Origin of the sequence: Streptomyces sp. KLMMK (assembly GCF_036961605.1) — a bacterium.
GTDB classification, from domain to species: domain Bacteria; phylum Actinomycetota; class Actinomycetes; order Streptomycetales; family Streptomycetaceae; genus Streptomyces; species Streptomyces telluris.
Map to the genome: position 1 here is coordinate 1 of NZ_JBAMDC010000002.1, position 19825 is coordinate 19825.

General features: G+C 71.5%; 19 protein-coding genes and 2 pseudogenes. 15 read left to right on the forward strand and 6 right to left on the reverse strand.

From position 1 onward, the window contains the following. The 5 genes from V7793_RS00650 to V7793_RS00670 all read left to right on the forward strand — a co-directional run. Nucleotides 1-858: alpha/beta hydrolase (locus V7793_RS00650; RefSeq protein ID WP_335580858.1), on the forward strand; the 858-nt coding region annotated here is incomplete at its 5' end. Between the two features lie 182 nt (nt 859-1040). Next, on the forward strand, nt 1041-1445 hold the full coding sequence (locus V7793_RS00655; protein WP_335580859.1) for a hypothetical protein: 405 nt from the start codon (nt 1041-1043) through the stop codon (nt 1443-1445). Nucleotides 1446-1810: 365 nt separating this feature from the next. Then, nucleotides 1811-2800: a tectonin domain-containing protein gene (locus tag V7793_RS00660; protein ID WP_335580860.1), complete on the forward strand. Its 990-nt coding sequence runs from the start codon at nt 1811-1813 to the stop codon at nt 2798-2800. 196 nt (nt 2801-2996) lie between these two features. Beyond that, nucleotides 2997-3620 carry a TetR/AcrR family transcriptional regulator gene (locus V7793_RS00665; protein ID WP_335580861.1) on the forward strand — a complete coding sequence of 208 codons (624 nt, stop codon included), beginning with the start codon at nt 2997-2999 and terminating at the stop codon, nt 3618-3620. Nucleotides 3621-3652: 32 nt separating this feature from the next. Then, nucleotides 3653-4474: an alpha/beta fold hydrolase gene (locus V7793_RS00670; RefSeq protein WP_335580862.1), complete on the forward strand. Its 822-nt coding sequence runs from the start codon at nt 3653-3655 to the stop codon at nt 4472-4474. A gap of 39 nt (nt 4475-4513) precedes the next feature. Here V7793_RS00670 and V7793_RS00675 read toward each other — a convergent pair whose 3' ends face one another. Beyond that, a complete protein-coding gene (locus tag V7793_RS00675; RefSeq protein WP_335580863.1) occupies nt 4514-5104 on the reverse strand; it encodes a TetR/AcrR family transcriptional regulator in 591 nt (196 codons plus the stop codon). Between the two features lie 92 nt (nt 5105-5196). Between V7793_RS00675 and V7793_RS00680 the strand changes: the two genes are divergently transcribed. Together V7793_RS00680 and V7793_RS00685 are read left to right on the forward strand one after the other, a co-directional pair. After that, nucleotides 5197-5625: a nuclear transport factor 2 family protein gene (locus tag V7793_RS00680; RefSeq protein WP_335580864.1), complete on the forward strand. Its 429-nt coding sequence runs from the start codon at nt 5197-5199 to the stop codon at nt 5623-5625. Then, complete coding sequence (locus V7793_RS00685) at nt 5622-6506, forward strand: NmrA family NAD(P)-binding protein (RefSeq protein ID WP_335580865.1); 885 nt, start codon at nt 5622-5624, stop codon at nt 6504-6506. Before V7793_RS00680 ends, V7793_RS00685 begins: the two co-directional genes overlap by 4 nt. Before the next feature lie 12 nt (nt 6507-6518). Here V7793_RS00685 and V7793_RS00690 read toward each other — a convergent pair. Beyond that, a pseudogene (locus tag V7793_RS00690) lies at nt 6519-6643 on the reverse strand (RidA family protein); the annotation flags it as partial. 72 nt (nt 6644-6715) lie between these two features. Next, nucleotides 6716-8335, reverse strand: coding sequence for an alpha/beta fold hydrolase (locus V7793_RS00695; RefSeq protein WP_443057815.1), 1620 nt, complete (start codon nt 8333-8335; stop codon nt 6716-6718). Nucleotides 8336-8674: 339 nt separating this feature from the next. Between V7793_RS00695 and V7793_RS00700 the strand changes: the two genes are divergently transcribed. Together V7793_RS00700 and V7793_RS00705 are read left to right on the forward strand one after the other, a co-directional pair. Further along, nucleotides 8675-9874: an alginate lyase family protein gene (locus V7793_RS00700; RefSeq protein WP_443057816.1), complete on the forward strand. Its 1200-nt coding sequence runs from the start codon at nt 8675-8677 to the stop codon at nt 9872-9874. Between the two features lie 248 nt (nt 9875-10122). Next, nucleotides 10123-10293: a hypothetical protein gene (locus tag V7793_RS00705; protein ID WP_335580867.1), complete on the forward strand. Its 171-nt coding sequence runs from the start codon at nt 10123-10125 to the stop codon at nt 10291-10293. A gap of 42 nt (nt 10294-10335) precedes the next feature. Here V7793_RS00705 and V7793_RS00710 read toward each other — a convergent pair whose 3' ends face one another. Next, the gene (locus V7793_RS00710; RefSeq protein WP_335580868.1) at nt 10336-10677 is read right to left on the reverse strand and encodes a hypothetical protein; all 342 of its coding nucleotides are present in this window, start codon (nt 10675-10677) and stop codon (nt 10336-10338) included. A 162-nt stretch (nt 10678-10839) separates the two neighbouring features. Then, nucleotides 10840-11760, reverse strand: a complete 921-nt coding sequence (locus tag V7793_RS00715; protein WP_335580869.1) for an NADP-dependent oxidoreductase — start codon at nt 11758-11760, stop codon at nt 10840-10842. 143 nt (nt 11761-11903) lie between these two features. On the opposite strand from V7793_RS00715, the gene V7793_RS00720 reads away from it, so the two are divergent. Then, nucleotides 11904-12326, forward strand: a complete 423-nt coding sequence (locus tag V7793_RS00720; protein WP_335580870.1) for a winged helix-turn-helix transcriptional regulator — start codon at nt 11904-11906, stop codon at nt 12324-12326. Nucleotides 12327-12376: 50 nt separating this feature from the next. Here V7793_RS00720 and V7793_RS00725 read toward each other — a convergent pair. Beyond that, nucleotides 12377-13810: pseudogene (locus V7793_RS00725) on the reverse strand (hypothetical protein); the annotation flags it as partial. 190 nt (nt 13811-14000) lie between these two features. Here V7793_RS00725 and V7793_RS00730 point away from each other — a divergent pair. The 5 genes from V7793_RS00730 to V7793_RS00750 all read left to right on the forward strand — a co-directional run bounded on the left by V7793_RS00730 (nt 14001) and on the right by V7793_RS00750 (nt 19791). Next, the gene (locus V7793_RS00730; protein WP_335580871.1) at nt 14001-14813 is read left to right on the forward strand and encodes a serine/threonine protein kinase; all 813 of its coding nucleotides are present in this window, start codon (nt 14001-14003) and stop codon (nt 14811-14813) included. 63 nt (nt 14814-14876) lie between these two features. After that, nucleotides 14877-16469 carry a serine/threonine-protein kinase gene (locus tag V7793_RS00735; protein WP_443057817.1) on the forward strand — a complete coding sequence of 531 codons (1593 nt, stop codon included), beginning with the start codon at nt 14877-14879 and terminating at the stop codon, nt 16467-16469. 228 nt (nt 16470-16697) lie between these two features. Further along, nucleotides 16698-17699: an alpha/beta hydrolase gene (locus tag V7793_RS00740; RefSeq protein ID WP_335580872.1), complete on the forward strand. Its 1002-nt coding sequence runs from the start codon at nt 16698-16700 to the stop codon at nt 17697-17699. A 257-nt stretch (nt 17700-17956) separates the two neighbouring features. After that, nucleotides 17957-19294, forward strand: coding sequence for a NucA/NucB deoxyribonuclease domain-containing protein (locus V7793_RS00745; protein ID WP_335580873.1), 1338 nt, complete (start codon nt 17957-17959; stop codon nt 19292-19294). Nucleotides 19295-19311: 17 nt separating this feature from the next. Then, complete coding sequence (locus V7793_RS00750) at nt 19312-19791, forward strand: hypothetical protein (RefSeq protein ID WP_335580874.1); 480 nt, start codon at nt 19312-19314, stop codon at nt 19789-19791. Nucleotides 19792-19825 lie beyond the last annotated feature (34 nt).

The window sequence follows — 19825 nt, forward strand, 5'->3', positions numbered from 1 at the left end:
GAGAAAGGCGCGACCAGGAAGCAGCCGACCTTCCTCCTCGTGCACGGCGCCAACAGCAACGCCTACGCCTTCGCCCCCTTGGTCGCCGCGCTCACCCTGGAGGGCCACCGCGCGCTCGCCATCGACCTCCCCGGCCATGGAGTGCAGGCGAACTTCCCGCCCTCCTACCAGGCGCCGCAGGATCCGGTCGCGTTCGCGACCGCCCCGTCACCGGTCCTCTCCGGGACGAGCCTGGAGGACAACGCACGCCACGTCGCTGGCGTCGTACGCCGCGTCGCCCGGCAGGGCCCGGTCATCCTCGTCGGTCACAGCATGGGCGGCGCCACGATCACCAGGGTCGGCAATCAGGCGCCGGACGCGATAGCGCGGCTGGTGTACATGTCGGCGTTCTGCTGCGTACGGATACGCACCATCCTCGACTGCTTCCTGCTCCCGGAGGGGAGGACGACGCTGCTCCCCACCATTCCCAGCGTCGGCGATCCCGAACGGACCGGTGTTCTTCGTAACAACTGGCGCTCGGCGGACGCCGACTTCGTCGCCAAGGCGAAGGCCGCCTTCGCGGCGGATTACAGCGATGTGGCCTTCCGCAACGCGCTCAACACCTTCGAGCCGGACGAATCGGCCTCGCTCATCCGCGACGACGCCCGCGGCCACCCGGCGACGTGGGGCCGCATCCCCCGCAGCTACCTTCGCTTCACCCTCGACCGCAGCATCCCGCTCGCCCTCCAGGACCGCATGATCAAGGAAGCTGACGCGGCGACACCCGGCACCCGGTTCGACGTCCATTCCCTGCCCGCTCCGCACCTGGGGCCCGCCGACCCGGCCCCTTTGGCTGCCGTCCTCGCGGGCCTGGCGTGACCGCGTGCTCGGCGTAACCGCGTGCTCGGCGCGACGAGGGGGAGGGGGAGAGGCCGCAGGGGTCCGCCACCGGCTCGCGACCCGGTCGGCGGGTGTGGCGAATGGGTGACGTGTCCGGGAGCTCCTCCGGCTCGTTCTTGCGGTAAAGGCCCGTCTTGCCGGAATTGACTGAAGGAGTCCAGATGCGACGAGTCCTCGCGGCGACCGCCCTGACCGCGGCCGCGCTGAGCGCAGGCGTCCTCGGCCCGGGCGCCGTCGCCCATGCTGCGGGCGGGGCACCGGGCATCGACCTGGTCGGCGGGGGCATCGACCCGGAAAGGGTGACCGCGACAGTGGACACCGCCCTGCAGAAGACGACCGCGGAACTGGGCCGCGCGGCCGGGGGCGGCGAGCTCGGGAGGACCCTGCCCGCGGTCGGCCGGGCAGGCGGCGGCGCCCTGAGGCAGACGACCTCCGGCGTCCAGCGGTTCGTCGGAGGGGCGGCGGGGTCGGCGGCGCAGTCCATCGGCGGCGCCATGACCTCGGCGGCGAGGGACAGCCTCCCGAAGGGAAGCCTCCCGGAGCCGGGCTCGGTCCCGGGATACTGATTCGCCCCGGTCGCTCCTTCAAGCCTCCTCCGACGCCGCATCGGCGGGATGAGGCCCGCGCCCGCGGCGACGTCGCTGTTGCGGCGCGGGTGCGCTGTCCGCGTGCTGCCGCCGCAGCCGTCGTCCCGGCCACCCGCCTCGGCGACCGTGAACCTTCCGGTCCCGCTCGCGAGCGCGGCGGCGCTCGCCGCCGCGCAGTTCGTGGACCCGGCCCGCAAGCCGTCCGGCTGTCGCTCTGTCTGTCGCGGGCCCGGCGCAGTAGGGTGCGGGCCGCGTCTCCACCGGGTTCCGCAGGTCCATCGGCTCACGTACCTCCCTGTTACCGATTGCAGTCAGTGGTCTAACTGCGCAGGAAGGGTAGTCGCATGAGGAAGAGACACAGACGCACGGTCCGTACGCTCCGGCTGGTCGTCGTTGCCGTGGCGGCGGCGCTGGTGGCGGCCTTGCCGGGGGTCGGGTCGGCCGCCGGCCGTACGGGGCCGGCCGTGCCGTTCGCCGTGTTCGGGTCGTCGATCGCCGCGGCGCGGAACGCGGACGGACGACTGGAGATCTTCGGGACGAACCCCGGGGACGCGATCTACCACCGCGGCCAGACCAGTGTCGTCGGCGGTGTCTGGACGGGCTGGGAGCAGTTCGACGGGGCCTTGCGCGCCGTGGCGTCCGAGACGAACGCGGACGGGCGCGTCGAACTGTTCGGCGTCAACGGGGCGGGGAACATCTACCATCGCCGGCAGACGTCGCCCGGGGCCGGATGGTCCGGGTGGGAGCAGTTCGACGGGGCTCTGACGTCGATCGCCGCGGCCCGCAATGCGGACGGGCGCCTGGAGATCTTCGGCTCGAACAGCGCCGGGAACATCTACCACCGCTGGCAGACCTCCGTCGGCGGTGCCTGGTCGGGCTGGCAGCAGATGGACGGGGGCCTGACCCAGGTGGCCGCCGAGACGAACGGCGACGGGCGGCTGGAGCTGTTCGGTGTCAACAGCGCCGGCAATGTCTTCCACCGCTGGCAGCTCGGGCGGCCCGGCGGCCCCTGGTCCGGGTGGGAGCAGTTCGACGGGAACCTTTCGTCGATCGCCGCGGCCCGTAACGCCGACGGGCGCCTGGAGATCTTCGGGACGAACAGCGCCGGGAACATCTACCACCGTGCCCAGACCCGGATCGGCGGGGGCAATGGCTGGACGGGATGGGCGCAGATGGACGGCGGCCTGACCCAGGTGGCCGCGGAGACGAACGCGGACGGCCGAGTCGAACTGTTCGGGGTGAACAGCGGCGGCTGGGTGTATCACCGCTGGCAGAACGTCATCGGCGGACCCTGGTCGAACTGGGCCCAATTCGACGGCATACTCCGGGGCTGACGGATCGTCAGTCCTGGACGGGGGCCGTGCACAGCGCCGGGCTGCCTTCCGGGCAGCCCGGACCGCGCGCCGTCCGCGACGATCGCCGGCCGGTTCGACCTCCTGACGGACTGCGCCACCCCGACCCTTGACCAGGCCCAGAGGCACCCCTAATTTTAGGGAACTCTCTAAGTTTTTACTGAAGGGGTGCGCGCGTATGCAGACGGTCGAAGGCGGGCTGCGCGAGCAGCACAAGGCCCGGCGGCGGGCCCGGATCCTCGAGGCGACACGCGAACTCCTGCGGGAGGGCCCGGAGTCGGTGATCACTGCCGAGCGGATCGCCGAGCGGGCGGAGGTCGCCCCGGCCACCGTGTACAACCTGGTCGGATCGCGGGACAAGATCTGGGAGGCGCTCGCCGCCGGGTTCATGGACGAACTGGAGCATCGCCTGGCGGCGCTGGGAGACGGTGACCCGCGGGAGGTCGTCAGGTCGACCGTCCTGCTGTTCGCGGGCGACCCGGTCGTGTCGCGCCGCATGGTGCGTGAGTGGGAGGAAAGCGGTCTCGTACTCGACCGCAGTCCGCTCACGCAGCTCCGCCGGGCGATGGCGGATGCGCGGACACAGGGGCTCCTGCGCGCCGATGTCGACACCGACGCGCTGGCCGCCGTCGTCGGCACCTCGTGCGTGGGCGCGTTGCATCAATGGGTCGTCCACTTGATCGACGACGACCGGTTCCTGGCGCGTGCTCTGTTCGCACTGGACGTCGCGCTCGCCGCGGCGGCTGCGGATCCCTGTCGCGAGCAACTGCTGGCGCCGTTGCGGACCCGGGGCGCGGTATGACGGCCGGCGCACTGCCACGGCCCCGAAGTTTCGTGGGCCGCGACGGGATCCTGCTTGCGGCGAATGAGTGGGGCGAGGCGTCCTCGCCACCGCTCGTCCTGCTGCACGGTGGCGGCCAGACGCGACGCGCTTGGGGACGGACCGGCCCTCGACTGGCCGGGCTGGGGTGGCGGGTCATCGCCCCGGACCTGCGCGGGCACGGCGCCAGCCAATGGTCGGCCGACGGCGACTACGACGTCGGCCTGTTCGCCGAGGACGTCCGGGCGCTCGTCGCCGAACTCGGCCACCCGCCGATACTCATCGGCGCCTCGCTCGGCGGCCTGAGTTCACTGCTCGCCGCCGGAGAGGCGCCCAAGGCGGCCATCCGCGCGCTGGTGCTCGTCGATGTAGCCCATCGACCGGACCCTCGCGGGGTCCGCCGGATCGTCGAGTTCATGCGCCGCCGACCGGACGGTTTCGCCAGTGTCGGGGAAGCTGCCGCAACGGTGGCCGCCTACCTGCCGCATCGCCGACGTCCGGACGACCTCGAAGGGCTACGGCACAACCTGCGACGCCGCGGCGATCGCTGGGTCTGGCACTGGGACCCCCGGATGCTGGACAGCCTGGAGAGCCGGGTGGACCCGCCCGGCATGGCGGACCGTCTCCTCGACGCCGCGCGCCACGCCGACGCGCCGATCCTGCTCGTGCGCGGCGTCCTCAGCGACGTGGTGCGCGACGACATCGCCGAGCAGTTCTGCGACAGGGTTCCCCACGCGCGGCGCGTCGACGTGGCCGACGCGGGGCACATGGTGGCCGGCGACCGGAACGAGCATTTCATCGACGCGATCATCCCGTTCCTGGAGGGGATCGAGTGAGCCGCACCCGATGTCCGGGTGCGGCACCCCGAGGCCGTTTCACCTGGCGCTGCCGAGAACCCCGGCCGTGAACTTCGCCAGGCGGTCCCGCAGTTCCTCGCGCGGCGTCTCCTTCTCGTCGGCCAGGTACGTGACGAGGTCGGCCCGGGTGGCCGCGAGCAGGGCGTGGGCGGTGAAGTCGCTGTCGCCCTGCCCCGGGATGCTTTGCAGGAGGTCGCGGAGCAGGGTGTGCCAGCGCTCGTAGTGTTCCGTCCGGTAGGGGCTGTCCGTGCCGGTTCCTTCCAGGGCCTGCGCGAGGTGGCGGTTGTCGAGCTTGAAGCACAGGACGGCGTCGAGCAGGGCCGGTACGCGCTGCAGCGGCGGGGTGGCCGGTCCCAGTGGTGGCGGGCCTTCTTCGACGGCGTTCCTGATGGGTTCGAGCCGCGCCTCGTACAGCGCGCGGATCAGTCCGGTGCGGTCACCGAAGGCGCGGAAGAGCGTTCCTTTACCGACGCCGGCTGCCGCCGCGATGTCGGCCATGGTCACTTCTTCGGGGCTCCGGCAGCCGGCGAAGAGGGAGTCGGCGGCCGCGAAGACGGCTGCCCGGTTACGCGCCGCGTCCTTGCGCGGTTTGCGTTCGGGTTCGGGCATGGGGCTCCTCCGGTTGCGATACGGACCGCCGGTCCGTATCTTTGCCGAAAGAAGCGGACCGCTGGTCCGTATCGTATCGGACGGAGAACCTCATGCCCGTAACGACCTCACCGGCGGATCTGTACCGCCACAGCCTGAGCCTGCTCCTGGACAAGGACATCCGCGCCTGGGTCGGCCTGTGGGCCGAGCACGGCGTCATGGAATTCCCCTTCGCTCCTCCGGGGTGGCCCGGGCGGCTGGAGGGGCGGGAAGCCGTCGCCGTCTACATGCGCGACTACCCCGACCACATCGACCTGCACGACTTCCCCGACCTGAAGATCCATCAGACCGCCGACCCCGCGACCATCGTGGCCGAGATGCGCGGCGTGGGTCGCATGGTCACGACGGGAAGTCCCTTCGACATGACCTACATCGCCGTCGTGACCGCCCAGGACGGACGATTCACCTCCTACCGCGACTACTGGAACCCCCTCGCCGTCCGCACGCCCGGGATGGACTTCACGGGGAGCAGCGCCCGATGACCATCACCGATGACTGCAGCGCCGCCGTCCTGGTCGTCGGCGCCACCGGTACCACCGGCAGCCGCACCGCCGCGCAGCTGATCGCCGCCGGCCACCGCGTCAAGGCCGCCGGCCGGAGGGCCCCCGCGTTCCCGGGCGCGGAACCGGTCCGCTTCGACTGGTACGACCCCGCCACCTTCGGAGCCGCGCTCGACGGAACCGACCGCGTCTACCTCGTCCCGCCCGTCGGCGCCCCCGACCCGGCCGCGGTCATGCTGCCCTTCCTCCACCGGGCCCGCGCCGCCGGCGTGCACCGCGCCGTACTCCTCAGCTCCTCGGCCATCCCCGCCGGGGGCCCGGGGGTGGGGGCGGTGCACCAGGCCCTGCCCGGGCTGTTCGGTCAGTGGGCGGTGCTGCGGCCTTCCTGGTTCATGCAGAACTTCACCGGCGCGCACCTCCACGCCGACAGCATCCGCGAGCACGGCGCCATCCTGACCGCGGCCGGCGCCGGCCGGGTCGGCTTCGTCGACGCCGACGACATCGCCGCCGTCGCCGTACGCGCCCTGACCGACGACCGCGCCCCCAATACCGACCTGGTCCTGACCGGACCGGAGGCGCTCAGCCACGACGACATCGCCTCGATCGTCGGCGATGTCACCGGCCGCCATGTGGCCCACCATCACCTGACCTACGACGACATGTGCGACCGGCTCGCCGCACTGATGCCGCAGGAGTTCGCCGCGATGCTGGCCGGCATGGACCGCGCCATCGCCGGGGGAGCCGAGGACCGTACGACCGACACCGTCCAGCGCCTCACCGGACGCCCGCCCCACGGCTTCCGGGTGGTCGCCGAACGGGAGCTGACCGTGCGGGCGGCGACGGAGACCGGCTTGACCCGATAGGAGCGCGCCCGTTCAGTCGATGACGGCGGTGGCTTCGACCTCGACCAGGTGCTCGGGTACGTCCAGCGCCGCGACACCCAGCAGTGTGGCGGGCGGTACCGGGTGACCCCCAGCTTCGCGGCCGCGCTCCCGCCACCGCTTCGACGCCTGACGAGGGTTGCATCGCCCGTTCGCCGCCACGCGGCAAGTTCCTGATCGGGCCTGTGCGCTCACCCGGTGGGCTGGAGCCCGGCCTGCTTGGAGCAGGTCTGGTCCTCGGCGGGTAGCTTGCCGGTGGCGAGGTACTGGTTGACCTTGTTGTCGACGCAGGCGTTCTCGTAGAGGCCGTAGATCGCGTGCCGGTTGGCGCCCTGCAGGGTGATCAGCTTGGAGCTCGGCAGCAGGCCGTGCAGGGCGACGGCTCCCTTGTGGGTGGTGCGCGGGTCGCCGGTGGAGGACACGATCAGCGCCTTGGTGTCGTGCTCCACCCGGGTGGGCTCCTCGCGGGGCCGGTCCCAGAAGGCGCACGGGCCGATGTTGCCGGTCAGCGCGCCGAAGCGCGGGTGTGCGGCGCGGCTGCGCTCGATGTCCCGCCAGTAGACCTCGGGGTCCCGCGGGGCCGCCGCGTCCCCGCAGATGATCGCGGACTGCGCGCTGCCGTGGTGCGACTGCTCGCCGGTCATCGCGAGCCGCAGGGTCGCGGCGAAGAGCGGCGACAGCCGGGTCGGCTGCCCGGCCGCGGCCTTGTTCAGCACGGACACCTGCTCGGCGAGGGATGCCCGGGACGTGTCGGTGTCGCTGTCGACCCCGGCCAGCAGGACGAACGGGATCTGCGTGTCGTCGAGCCGGAAGGTCTCCGGGGCGGTGCCGACGGTCAGGGGAGCGCGTGAGGAGGTCTTGATGACGCGGTCGACGGTGGCGAGGACCTCGGCGCGGGTGCGGCCGAGGCCGTAGGCGTCGTTGCGGGCGGCGGCCCAGGTGGCCCAGTCGGCGAGAGCCTGCTCGTTCTCGCCGACGGACTCCCGGAGCATCCGGGGGCCGAACTTGCGCGGGTCGATGGCGCCGTCCAGGACCATGCGGTCGGTGCGGCCGGGAAACATCTGGCTGTAGACGGTGCCCAGGTAGGTGCCGTACGAGTAGCCGAAGTAGGAGATCTTCTTCTCGCCGAGTGCGCCGCGGATGACGTCCATGTCGCGGGCCGTGTTGCGGGTGGTGACGTGCGGCAGGACGGAGGCGTTGGTGGCGCGGCACTTGGCGGCCAGGTCCTTTTGGAGGGCGACCTGGCGATCGAAGGACGCCCGGCCGAGACCGGCCGAGAAGAGGTTGGTGCCGACGGGCCAGCCGCAGTCCAGAGGGGTGCTGCGGCCGACGAAGCGCGGGTCGAAGCCGACGATGTCGTACCGCGGGCCGGTCTCCTTCATCCACGTGCGGAATTCCGGCGGGGACTCGAGGGCGGTGCCGCCGGGGCCGCCGTTGTTGAGCAGGACCGAGCCGATGCGGTGGCGGGTGTCGGTGGCCTTGAGCCGGGATATCGCGACGGTGATCGTACGGCCCCCGGGGGCGGCGTAGTCGAGCGGCACGGTGATGTTCGCGCACTGCACGCCGGCCTTGTCCAGATCGCGGCCCATGGTGTCGCCCGGGCCCGTGGTACAGCTTCCCCAGCCCGGCCGCTGGTCGTAGTAACGGTCGAGTCCGGCCCCGGATTTCGACGTGGCGGGGGCCGCCGCGGCCGTGGCGGTGGGGACCGCGCCCAGGCAGGCGGCGAGGGCGAGGCCCGCGGCCGCGGTACGGCGTACGGCGGGGCTGAGGGGAGAGGAGGATCGCTTCGTCCTGATCCGTATGTGTTTCACACCGTCAGACGCTAGACGGAGCAGCAGTTCCCCCTCACTACGGCCGGCCCCCCAATCCTGGTGGGGCCACCCCCAGCTGCTCTCGGGGCCGTCGCTCTCTGCCGCGGCGAGTGCATGCATCTCGGCCTTCTTTCCGGTGACGCACTCCGCGCAGCGCGCGGCGATTCCGGGGTCCGCGGCAGAGGGTGCCTAGTCTTCGGTGGGGTCCTATCGATAGGTAAAGATGGTTTCGTGTCGATAACACGGCATATGGCGCCCGGGCTCGCGGGGGGAGTGAGGCTTACCGCAGCGAATGGGAGGAGTGTTGTGTCCGGACTACGCGGCAACGGCATCAGGCGGTTGCTTCGCCCTACGGCTCTGACGGTCGCTCTGCTCACCACATTGACGTCGCCGGTCCCACTGGCGGAAGCCGCCGGTACGGCAGAGCCGGTGGTACGGCCATCCGCGCACGCGCGCGGATTCAAGCACCCAGGGGTGCTGGTGAGCAGGGGTCAGCTCGACCGCCTCCGCAAACGAGCCAAGGCCGGCGGCCAGTGGCGGTCGTCGTTCGCCGCCATGCGCCACAGCCGGTACGGGTCCCTCTACTACACCGCGAGGCCCGAACGGATCGTGGAGTGCCCGCCGGACGACCGGCCCGGATACGGGTGCGTCGAGGAACGGGAAGACGCGATCGCCGCGTACACGCACGCGCTCCTGTGGTACGTCACCCGGGACCGCGCGCACGCCCGCAAGGCCGTGCAGATCATGGACGCCTGGTCCGGCGTGGTCAGGGAGCACACCGAAGGCAACGCCGGGCTGCAGGCGGCATGGGCCGGCAGTTCCTGGGCGCGGGCCGCGGAGATCATGCGGCACACGTACGGCGGATGGCCGCGCAACCGGGTGCGGCGGTTCGCCGGCATGCTGCGCACGGTCTACCTCCGCGAGGTGACGGCGCCCGTACCGGACTACAACGGGAACTGGGACCTGGTCATGACCGACGCCGCCATGGGGATCTCGGTGTTCCTCGACGACCGGCGCGGCTTCAACAGGGCCGTGCGCAGGTTCCGCGCCCGCGTCCCGGCCTACTTCTACCTCAAGTCCGACGGCCCCCTGCCCAAGCGCCCGCCGGGCAGCCACATCGGAACCCCCGACAGGACCAGGGAGTACTGGTTCGGTCAGCGGAGGTTCGTCAACGGCCTGGGCCAGGAGACCTGCCGGAACTTCACCCACATCGGTTACTCCCTCGCGGCCACCGCCCACATCGCGGAGACCGCCTGGCACCAGGGCCTCGACCTCTACGGCGAGGTCGGCAAGCGGATGCGGGCAGCCCTCACCCTTCACGCCCGGTACCAACTGGGTGCCCACGCGCCGCGCTGGCTCTGCGGCGGGCACCTGGACCGCGCCATGGGGCCGGACACCGAGGTGGCCCTCAACCACTTCCACACCCGCCGGCACATCAAGATGCCCCAGGCCCAGCGGGCCGCCCAGCGGCAGCGGAAGGTGGGAACGGACGACCTCTTCGTCGCCTGGGAAGCGGTGACCCACGCGAAGAACCGCTGAGCGGGGCGGCGATTGCCGGTCGCCGGTCGCCGGTCGCCGGTCGCCGATTGCCGGTCGCCGGTCGCCGATTGCCGGTCGCCGACCGAGCGGGCAGCGCACCCACGTGCACACACGATGCGTGCACGTGGGTGTCTGTGCGTGGGTGCCTGCACGTTACCGTCGGTGAATGCGCATACCACCGGTATCACCACGACCACCTGACCGGACGTCGCCCGGCGGAGAAGGCAGCGATCTCGGCCCAGGCCGCGGTGCGCGAGATCGCCCTGCCCCTGGAGGAGGCGTTGAGCGATACCGACCACGCTGCCGGCATCGCCCTGGTGGCCGCCTCGCCGCTCACTGGCGGGTTTCCCCCACGAGCGCCGCTGGTGCTGGTTACGTGGTCCCACGTCGCCGTGCTCGCCCTGACCGTCGATGACTGATGTCCATGGGACGCCCTCATGGGCGCCCCATGAACCCCGGCGTCAGTCCGCCTGGCAGATGGCGTAGACGGTGAGGTTGATGGTGTAGGGACCGGCGGCGACGGCGGTCCAGCCTCTGCCGTCGGGTGCGGGGTAGCTGTCCTTCCCGTCCCCGTTGCTCTGCCAGCCGCCGCCGGTGGCGTGCTTGCCGGGCGGGCAGACCGCCGTGGCCTGGGCGGTGTTGTGCTTGCTCGCGGTGGCGGTGACGATGTCCGGCTTGAGCTCCGCCTGGGCGGAGGCCGACGACGCGGCGAACCACACTCCACCGGAAGCGGCCAGTGCGGCCGCACCGGCGGTGAGTGCCAGGTGCCGGCGGGTGAAGATGAAGCGGTTGGCTGACTTCATGGCCGTTTCCCTCCGTGACGGGGTGCGACGCGGGGTTGCATGCGCCACCTCACGGACTACTGTGCTCAATGGGACGCCAGTGCTGACAGTCTTGAATGCAACAGGGTTGATACTTTGTCAGTTCGGCGGCGGCAGCGGCGGCAGCGGCGGCAGCGGCCTCGACTAGGGAACGAGGACGATCTTTCCCTTCACCCGCCCGCTCTCGATCAGGCGGTGAGCCTCGGCCACCTCCGTCAGCGGCAGGACGCGTTCGACGTGCACCCGCAGCCGCTCCTGTGCGATGAGCGCGTTGAGCTTCTCCAGCGAGGCGTAGTCCGGCTCGACGCCGAGGGCGGCGAAGCGCACCCCCCGCTCGGCCAGGCCCGGCACGGCCGCCGCACGGGTGGCGCTCACCAGGATCCCGCCCGGTCGCAGCGTCTCGACCGCCCGCGCCGCGTCGTCACCTGCGACCAGGTCGAAGAGCATGTCGACGTCCCGTACGGCCGTACCGACATCGGTCGTGGTGTAGTCGACGAGCTCGTCCGCACCGAAGCCGCGCACGAACGCGTGCTTCTCCGCCCGCGCGGTGCCGATGACGTACGCACCGAGCGCCTTGGCGACCTGCACGGCCAGGTGGCCCGTCCCGCCGGCCGCCCCGAGGATCAGCACCCGCTGCCCCTTCGAGACCCGTGCCGTGTCCACCAGTCCCTGCCAGGCGGTGAGCGCCGCCATCGGCAGGGCCGCGGCTTCGGCGTGTGTGAGGGCGGCGGGCTTGTGGGCCAGGTGGCGGGGCGGGGCGGTGACGTACTCGGCGTAGCCGCCGCCGCGCCACGGGAAGTGCACCAGCCCGTACACCTCGTCGCCCGGTGCGAAGCGGGTGACTCCGGGGGTGACCGCCTCGACCACCCCCGACACGTCCCAGCCGGGGATGAACGGCAGCGTCCCCCAAGGGACCACTCCTGCCCGGAACTTCGCGTCCACCGGGTTCACGCCGGCCGCTTCGACCCGCACCAGCACCTCGGTGGCCACCGGCTCCGGACGCTCCACCTCCGCCACGCGCAGCTCCTCCGGGCCGCCGAAGGCAAGCTGACTGACAGCGCGCATACGCACACCCATCACGTACCCCTCTTACTGATCGTCTCTCTGATCTTCTTGCTGATCTCTCACGGTCGCCGCGCGGCGCACACCAGCCTGCGCCGGATAAAGGCACTTGAAAAGGAGGCACCCTCCTGATACTCAGGTTCCCTATGGATACCTGCAATGACCTGCGGCAATACGGCGGCGCAGACGCCTACCTGCAGACCTGCCCGTCCCGCCCGGTCCTGTCGCTGCTCACCAGCAAGTGGGCCCTGCTCACGGTCGGCGCCCTCCAGCAGGGTCCGCTGCGCTTCAACGCACTGCGCCGCCGCCTTGACGGCGTCACGCAGAAGATGCTCACGCAGGCACTGCGCACCATGGAGCGCGACGGCCTGGTCACCCGCACCGTCTACCCCACGATCCCGCCGAAGGTCGTCTACGAACTCACCGAGCTGGGCCGCAGCCTGACCGGCCTGCTGACGGTGATCCAGGACTGGTCCGAGGAACACCAAGGCGAGGTACTGGCAGCCCGCCGGACCTATGACCGGCGGGCGGCAGCCGAGGTGGAGGCGGTGCGACCGGTCGGCGACTAGGCCGCTCGGGCGGGCGTCGGCAGAGGCGGCCACGGGGGGCATCTGGCCGGCTACTGCATCAGCTCGATGTGGGGATGCTCCGGCGCCGCCGGGCAGAAGTAGAGCTGCTGTTTGTGGCCGCTGCCGATCTGGATCGCGGTCGGTTGCATCAGGTCGCGGTAGCGGGGGTCAGCCGAGGACGCGGCGGCTTGGTCTTCATACGGGATCCAGCTGCGGTCGCTGCTGTCCCATTCGAACGTGGCGATGGTCAGCAGCGGGTCCATCGGGGTGTCGCACGCGGGGCAGGGCCGGGGAGCGGGGTCGGTGTAGCCCCACATGGGCCAGCCGCCGACCTTCCAGCCGGGGGCGACGGACAGGTGGCTCCCATAGAGCGAATCCGGGTAGGGGGCGTAGGAGCTGTCGACACCGGCGCCGGCTGCCTGCCACATGCTCCAGTCCCCGATCTGCTCTCGCAGTTCCTTGCTCAACTCCATGGGGCTGGGGTACTCGGTGACCTGCTCCGGCGCGAGCACGCACGGCTCCGGCACGTATTCCTCGACCACCAGGGGCGGTTCCGGGGGTGAGGTGAGGATCTCGGTGACAGCGGCCGCGGACCGCCAGACCAGCACGGTCCTGGGCATGTAGCTCTCCGGAGGGTGGTCGAAGGGACACCACAGCACCTGGAGCAGATCCGCCCCGGCCTGCGCGGGCGGGCGCAACAGGGGGATGTCACGCACATAGAGCTGGGCCAGGGGCAGCAGGGCGACCGGGCCCTCGAGCCACGTGCTGTCGTGCCACGTTTCGTCGGAGTTGAGCCGGTCCAGGACCGCTTGCTCCTCAGGCGTGTACTGGGGAACACGGGGATCACCGTCCGGCTGCATCGCCTCGCTCGCCCGGATGCGCTGCCGCAGGCGCAGCTCAGCCAGCGCGTGGTCCCCACCCTCGTGCGGGGCGTCGCAGTGTGGCCACGGGTCGTCGGCGGGCCACAGCAGCGGCCCGCCGATCGAACTGTCGTGCACCGAAGGAGCTCCGCGGCGGGGATGCAACCGGGTCGCCGTGCGCGCCAGCGGGCCCAGTTGGGGGAAGACCGCGGTGACGTCGAGCGGCCGCGGCGGGGTACGGACGACATTCATAGCGACGATGCTGCCAGCAGCCTCTGATGTCGTGCACGATGGCCAGAGCGCGCGCGGCCGGGCGCGCACCGGCACCGGCGGGTGCGTGTCGTCTTCGATGACGAGGACGGTGCGCCCGGTCCGCAGGCGGAAGCGCTGCGCGCTGCCCTCCGCGGCGGCGGTCAGGTCTACGGCCTCGGGGGCGAGCCTGCCGCGCGCCCGCTGGAGCAGTTCGGCGCTCCCGCGCACCGAGGTGAGGGGCGTCCACTGTTCGTGGCCGACGTCCTGGACCAGTTGCTGCTGCTGGGCGCGGGAGCGGCGCAGCGCGGCGAGCATGTGCTCAAAACTGTCCGTCAGTTGGCCGATCTCGTCGGACCCGGCGGGCGGCAGCGGCGTGGCGAGGTGCCGTGGATGCGCGGGCGCTTACGGATGGGGCGCCGTTCTCGCCGCGGTGTGTCGGCCACCACGACGACCGCGCTGCGCAAGACCGAAATCAGCCGGAGTCGGGGAGTGGGAGCGGCTGGGCGGGATGTGTAACGTTCGCCGTGCGTGCGGACCGGTGCTGCAGGGCGAGGAGGGGGCAGTGAGCGGGATAGTGATCTATCTGCCGCAGGGGAAGGGGGAAGCCGGAGGGGAGCCGCGCGGTGATGCGGTGACCTTGCGGCTCGGCCCGGGGGAGGTGGCGCGTTTCGGGCGGGGCTCCGCGACGTGCCCGGTCGAGCTCCGCCTCGACGACGAGGCGATCTCCCGGCTGGCAGGGGAGATCCGGGTGACGGACGACCACTGGCAGCTGAGCAACCTCAGTACGACCCAGAGCTATCTGGTGGAGAACCCGGAAGGAGCGGGGGAGTACCTGAGGGTGCCGCCGCGGCGGGCCGGGGCACCCATCCCCTTCGAGTTTTCCCGGGTCGTGCTGCCGACCCGCGGCAGTACCACGGTCGCCTTCCAGGTGTTCGCGCCCGATCACGTCTACCTGGACCTGGACCCGGACGGCATGGGCGACCAGTGGGGAAGCCGCACGGTCACGGCCTACTCGCTGGACGAGACGGCCCTCTACTTCCTGGTCCTGGTCGCGCTCTGCGAACCGCGGCTGCGCGACGAGTCCCCGGTCGCGGTGCCGACCACTCCCGAGATCGTCGAGAGGCTCCGGGGCCACGCCGCCTGCGGCCGGCTGACGGCTCGGGCGGTCAGCTCGCACATCGACTACCTGGCCGACGAGAAGATGCGGATCAGCGCTCCGGCCGAGCACGGGCCCCGCAGGGAAGCCCGCCGCAACGGCAAGCGGGAGACGATCGTCGGACTCGTCCTGCGGTTCGGGCTCGTACGGGAGGAGCATCTCGCACTGCTGCCGCCCCGGGCCGGAACCGGTGCGCAGGAGCGGGAGGCGGCCGGATGAGGTGTGGTGGACGCGTACGTCGATGCGGAAGGCGGACCGGAAGCGGATCCGGAGGGGGATACGGTGCACGGCTCGGCCGGATCGGCGGACGGTGACCGCACGGAACTCCTCCCACGCGGCTACCGCGTGGGCGACTGGGAGGTCACCGAGCGAATCGGGGCCGGCGGCTGGGCGACCGTCTACGAGGGACGGTTAGCAGGCGACGGTGGGCCCTCGCCGCACTCGGGACAGATGGCGGGGGCGGGGCACGGCGGGCCTCGCGGCGTCGCGCTCAAGGTTCTGCCGACCGCGGGGCTGGCACCGCGCCAGGCCCGCAAGGCCGCGGAAACCGCCCGGCGCGAGGTCGAATTCGGCCGCCGGTCCTCCCATCCGAGGCTGATCCGCCTGCTGGACTCCGTCGTACTCAGCGAACCGGAATCCCCGATCCTGGACGGCGCCGTCGTGCTGGTCATGGAGCGGGCCGAGCGCAGCCTGCGGGACATGCTCGACGCCGGAGCCGTCGGCGCCGATGGCGATGACGCTGCCCATGCCGTGGGCGCCCGGCTGTTCGCCGAGATCTGTGAGGGCCTGGCACACCTGCACCGCAGCGGCTGGGTGCACGGGGACCTCAAACCCGACAACATCCTGCTGATGCCGGACGGCTCCGTGAAACTCTCGGACTTCGGGCTGGCCACGGAACTGACCGGCACCCACGGCACCCACGGGTACGCGCCCCCGATGGGGACCTTCGACTACCTCCCGCCCGAGCGGTGGAGGGCCCCGCTCGGCGAGCGGGGGGTGGAGGTCCGTCCGAGCGCCGATATCTGGGCCCTGGGCATCATGATCCACGAAGTGTTCGCCGCCGGTGCCTCGCCGTTTCCCGGCGCCACGCCCATGGCCCGCGGCGCCGCGACGCAGGAGTACGCCGAGGGGCGTGCACCACTCCGCCTGGACAGCGCGGTCCCGCCGTTCTGGCGCGCGCTGGCCGCCGACTGCCTGGCCCCGACCCACGCCGCACGCGCCGCGCACACCGCCGAGAGCCTGCTGGCGCGCATCACCGGCCGGCGGGCGGCGGCCACGACAGCAGAGCCTCCGGTGGAGACCATGGCGGAGGCCACGGTGGAGGCCGCGGTGGAGACCGGGCATCCGGTGATGCGCCGGCGAAGGAGAAGAGCCCGCGCCACTCTCGCAGCCGTTGCGGTGTGCACGGTGGGGGCGGCGATCTGGCCGTACGCCGTAGGCGACGGCGTGGCCGGTACGCACGGCACGCACGCCGCACACGGCACGTCCGGCACCACGTCCGGCACGTCCGGCGAGTCCGGCGTCGCGGCGGCCGGAGCAGCCGGCCGCCTCCGGGTCTTCAACGCCGAGCTGAGCTGCCGGGGCCGTACGGACAGGGATCCGCAGTGCAGTCTCGGCCTGGCGATCGACCCCCTCCGGCCCTACACCATCGACAACGTCGTACCGACACGGGTGTGGCACGGCGATGAGCTCACCGTCGACTGCCTTCTCCCGCAAGGGATGCCGATCATCGACGAGGCGGACACGCAGTCCGCCGCCTGGTACCGCGTGCGCCTCCCGCGGGGCTCCGCACGGCCCACTGCCTGGCTGCCCGCCGTACGGACGAAGGACCACCCGCGGGTCCCCGAGTGCCCGCGCCCCGCATCCGTGCGGTGAGCCAGGCCTCCGGGGCCGCTGGGAATCCGGCACCGTGTCGTGCCTGCGCCGTCGCACTCCCCGAGTCCAGCAGGAACCCTCGCGCGTGTCACCCCGGATCGTTCCGGATGCCTTGCCCCGCGCGCCCATCGCTACCTTGCGGACCCTCGGTCCCCGGACCGCGCTCACATCCGACTCATTCACCGACCGGTCACCCACCGATCAGCCGCCCCCGACCAGGAGGTCCCGTTGAGCGAGCACCGCCCCACCCGCAGGAACGTACTGAGAGCCGTCGGCGGGGTCTCCGCCGCCATGGCCCTCGGCGCCGGGTCCGTCGTCGCGTCGGCGTCGGCGGCCAACGCGGCCGGCGACGGTTTCGGGCTGCGCATCGTGGAGCGTGGCGAAGCCGACCCCCGCATGTGGTACTACCGGTTCGAGACCCGCGAGATCGGCTGGAAGCCCGCCGTCAACGTCCTGCTCCCCGACGACTACCACTTCAGCGGACGCACCTACCCCGTCCTCTACCTGCTGCACGGCGGCGGTACCGACCAGGACTTCATCACCTTCGACCGCCCGCCCCTGAACATCCGCGCCTGGACCGCCGGCAAGCCCGTCATCGTGGTGATGCCCGACGGCGGACACGCGGGCTGGTACTCCAACCCGGTCAGCTCGACGGTCGGCCCCCGGAACTGGGAGAGCTTCCACATCAACCAGCTGATCCCGTGGATCGACGCGAACTTCCGGACCTTCGCCGAATACGACGGCCGCGCCGTCTCCGGGTTCTCGATGGGCGGCTTCGGCGCGCTGAAGTACGCCGCCAAGTACTGGGGCCACTTCGCCTCGGTGAGCTCCCACTCCGGCCCGGCCAGCCTGCGGGGCCCCGCAGGCGGGATCCAGGGCGGCGTCGTCCACTGGGCCAACGCGTCCTCCGCGGCGATCGAACTGGGCGGCGGAACGGTCTACGGCGTGCCGTGGGACCAGAACAGGGTCAGCATGGACAACCCGTGCGAGCGCGTCGAGAGCTACCGGAACAAGCGGGTCTTCATGGTCGCGGGCACCAGCCCCGAGCCGACCTTCTGGGACAGGTTCAACGAGACTGCCGTGCTCGACACCCAGCGGGAGTTCCGCGGCTTCCTCGACAGGGCCGGCATCCCGCACGAATGGCACGAGGTGCCCGGCGGTCACTACGTCCGCCCCGACCTGTTCACCCGCGACCTCGACGGCATCATCGACCGGCTCCGCAAGGCGTAAGCAGGAAGCAGGAAGCAGGAAGCACGAAGCAGCAGAGCACAGCCGCGTTCGAACAGGAGGCGCCTGGCGGGCGATGGCCCGGACCAGGCGCCCGGACCGGTGCTCGCCGATTCCGTTCAACCGGCGTGTTCTCCAAACGAGTTGGTGGCGTACGGGCTACGTTGTGACATGTCATGCACATGGCATCGGTGGAGCGGGGTCGTCGTACGCGTCCGGGCCCCTCCGGCGGTGCCGCACCGCAAGGAGGACACCGTCTCGTGAGGCGACCACTCGTCACCGTCATCAGCGCCCTGGGCCTCAGCGTGCTGCTGACCGTGCCCGCCGGAGCGGCGACCGCCGCGCCCACGCCGGACACCACGGACTTCACCATCGTGACCGAGGAGCCGGCCCCCGACCCCGGGGGAACGCCGTCGTTCGGCCTCGACGACCGCAAGGCCCATCAGGGCCTGCCGAAGGAGAGCGCGCAGGACATGGAGGAGCGCATGACCGCTTCCCGTACCCTGCAAACGCTGAAGAAGGAAGGAAAGACGCCGAGCTCCCTCGCCGAGCGGAAAGGCCCCGACGGGCGCCCCGAGGCCCCCGCCCTCCGGCGCACCGACCCCAACATCAACGTCTGCATGGAGAACCGGAAGACGTACCGGACCTACGGCTGGACCATCGACCACTTCTTCCACTGCCAGGGCACCACCCAGACCCTGTACAAGCAGAAGTGCAGGTGGCTGATCGGGTGCTACCCCATCGGCTCCTTCAGGTTCCGCGCCACCACCATCGGCGAGGGCTACGAAGGGCAGCGCCGGATCTACTACGGCACGCTCCTCGACAAGATCGACGTCAAGGGCGACGTCTCCGGGCTGAAGCTCCGTCACAGCATCGCCTGCGCCAACCTCAGCGGCTCGCCCCGCTGCACCTCCGAGCCGGGCAACGGACGCACCGACACCCTCAGTGAGTGGATGCGCGACAGCACCGGCTCGTACCACTGGTTCAACTCGGCGCACGCGGGCGACGGGCCGGACAAGCGGGCCTACTACAACATCACCCAGCGCTTCACCGGCATCCAGGGCGGGCGGCACAAGTCCGTGACCACCGGCCGCGGCGGCTTCCGCTGCGACTCGGCGTCCTACATACCGGGGCGGAGCAGCGCGTGCGTCTTCGACGTCGTCGTCCCGGTGATGAGCAGCATCGGCATCCGGGACCGCGAGGTGCGGCAGACCGCGCGCAACATCCGTGACGCGCAGTTCCGGCCGGAGCGCACCAAGCCGGTCTACCGGGCGAAGGAGGTGCCCGGAGCGCCGTCCAGCGGCCAGGCGCTCACCCGCAACTACTACGACAAGGCCATGCAGAAGCGCAGCGGCGACCGGGTCCGCGCCACCTGTGAGCGCTACTGGCCGGGCTACGCCTCCCGCGGCCTGCAGTGCGACGAGTACCCCTTCGCGTCGACGTACCAGAGCGCGGGCGCCCAGCCGGCCCACCAGAACTACGCGGCCAAGGCCATTCCGGCGGAGGACAACAGGAAGGGCGGGGAACGGATCGCCGAGTTCTACAAACTCGACCGTATCCTCGACTCCGACGCGTTCTACGTCCACATCCGCAGCTGACCGCCGGAGGTGAGCCGGTGACGGCCGCACCCCCGCCCGCCGAACTCCTCGGCGCGCGCACCGCCGAGCCCTGTGTCTCGTACTTCACCTTCTTCCTGCGCGGCCTGGAGGACGGCGCCGATCCGCAGGCGGCGGTGAGCACCGCCCCCGGACGCTGGACGGTGCTCGCCGGGCCGGGCGGCGTGCTCTTCCGGTGCGCCACCACCGACTTCCACCCGCGGGTGCGGCTGGAGAGCTGGTCCGGCGAACCGCCGGCGCCGCCGGGCAGCTGGGACACCCTGGACACGGTGGAGTTCGAGCTGTTCCGCCACGGGAAGGTGCAGCTCAACGAGTGGGACGGCTATCCGTCGGGAGAGCCGGTCGACCTCGGCGGGCCGGGCGCCTACCGGCTGCGCGCGGCGAGCCGGGGCCGCGTCGCGGCACGGGAACGGCACACGGCCGGCGAGATGTTCTTCCACGGCACGGAGGAGTGGCTGATCCAGCTCTGGCCGCGCTGAGCCGCGGCTCCGACCGAGGCGGCCCGCCCCGGGC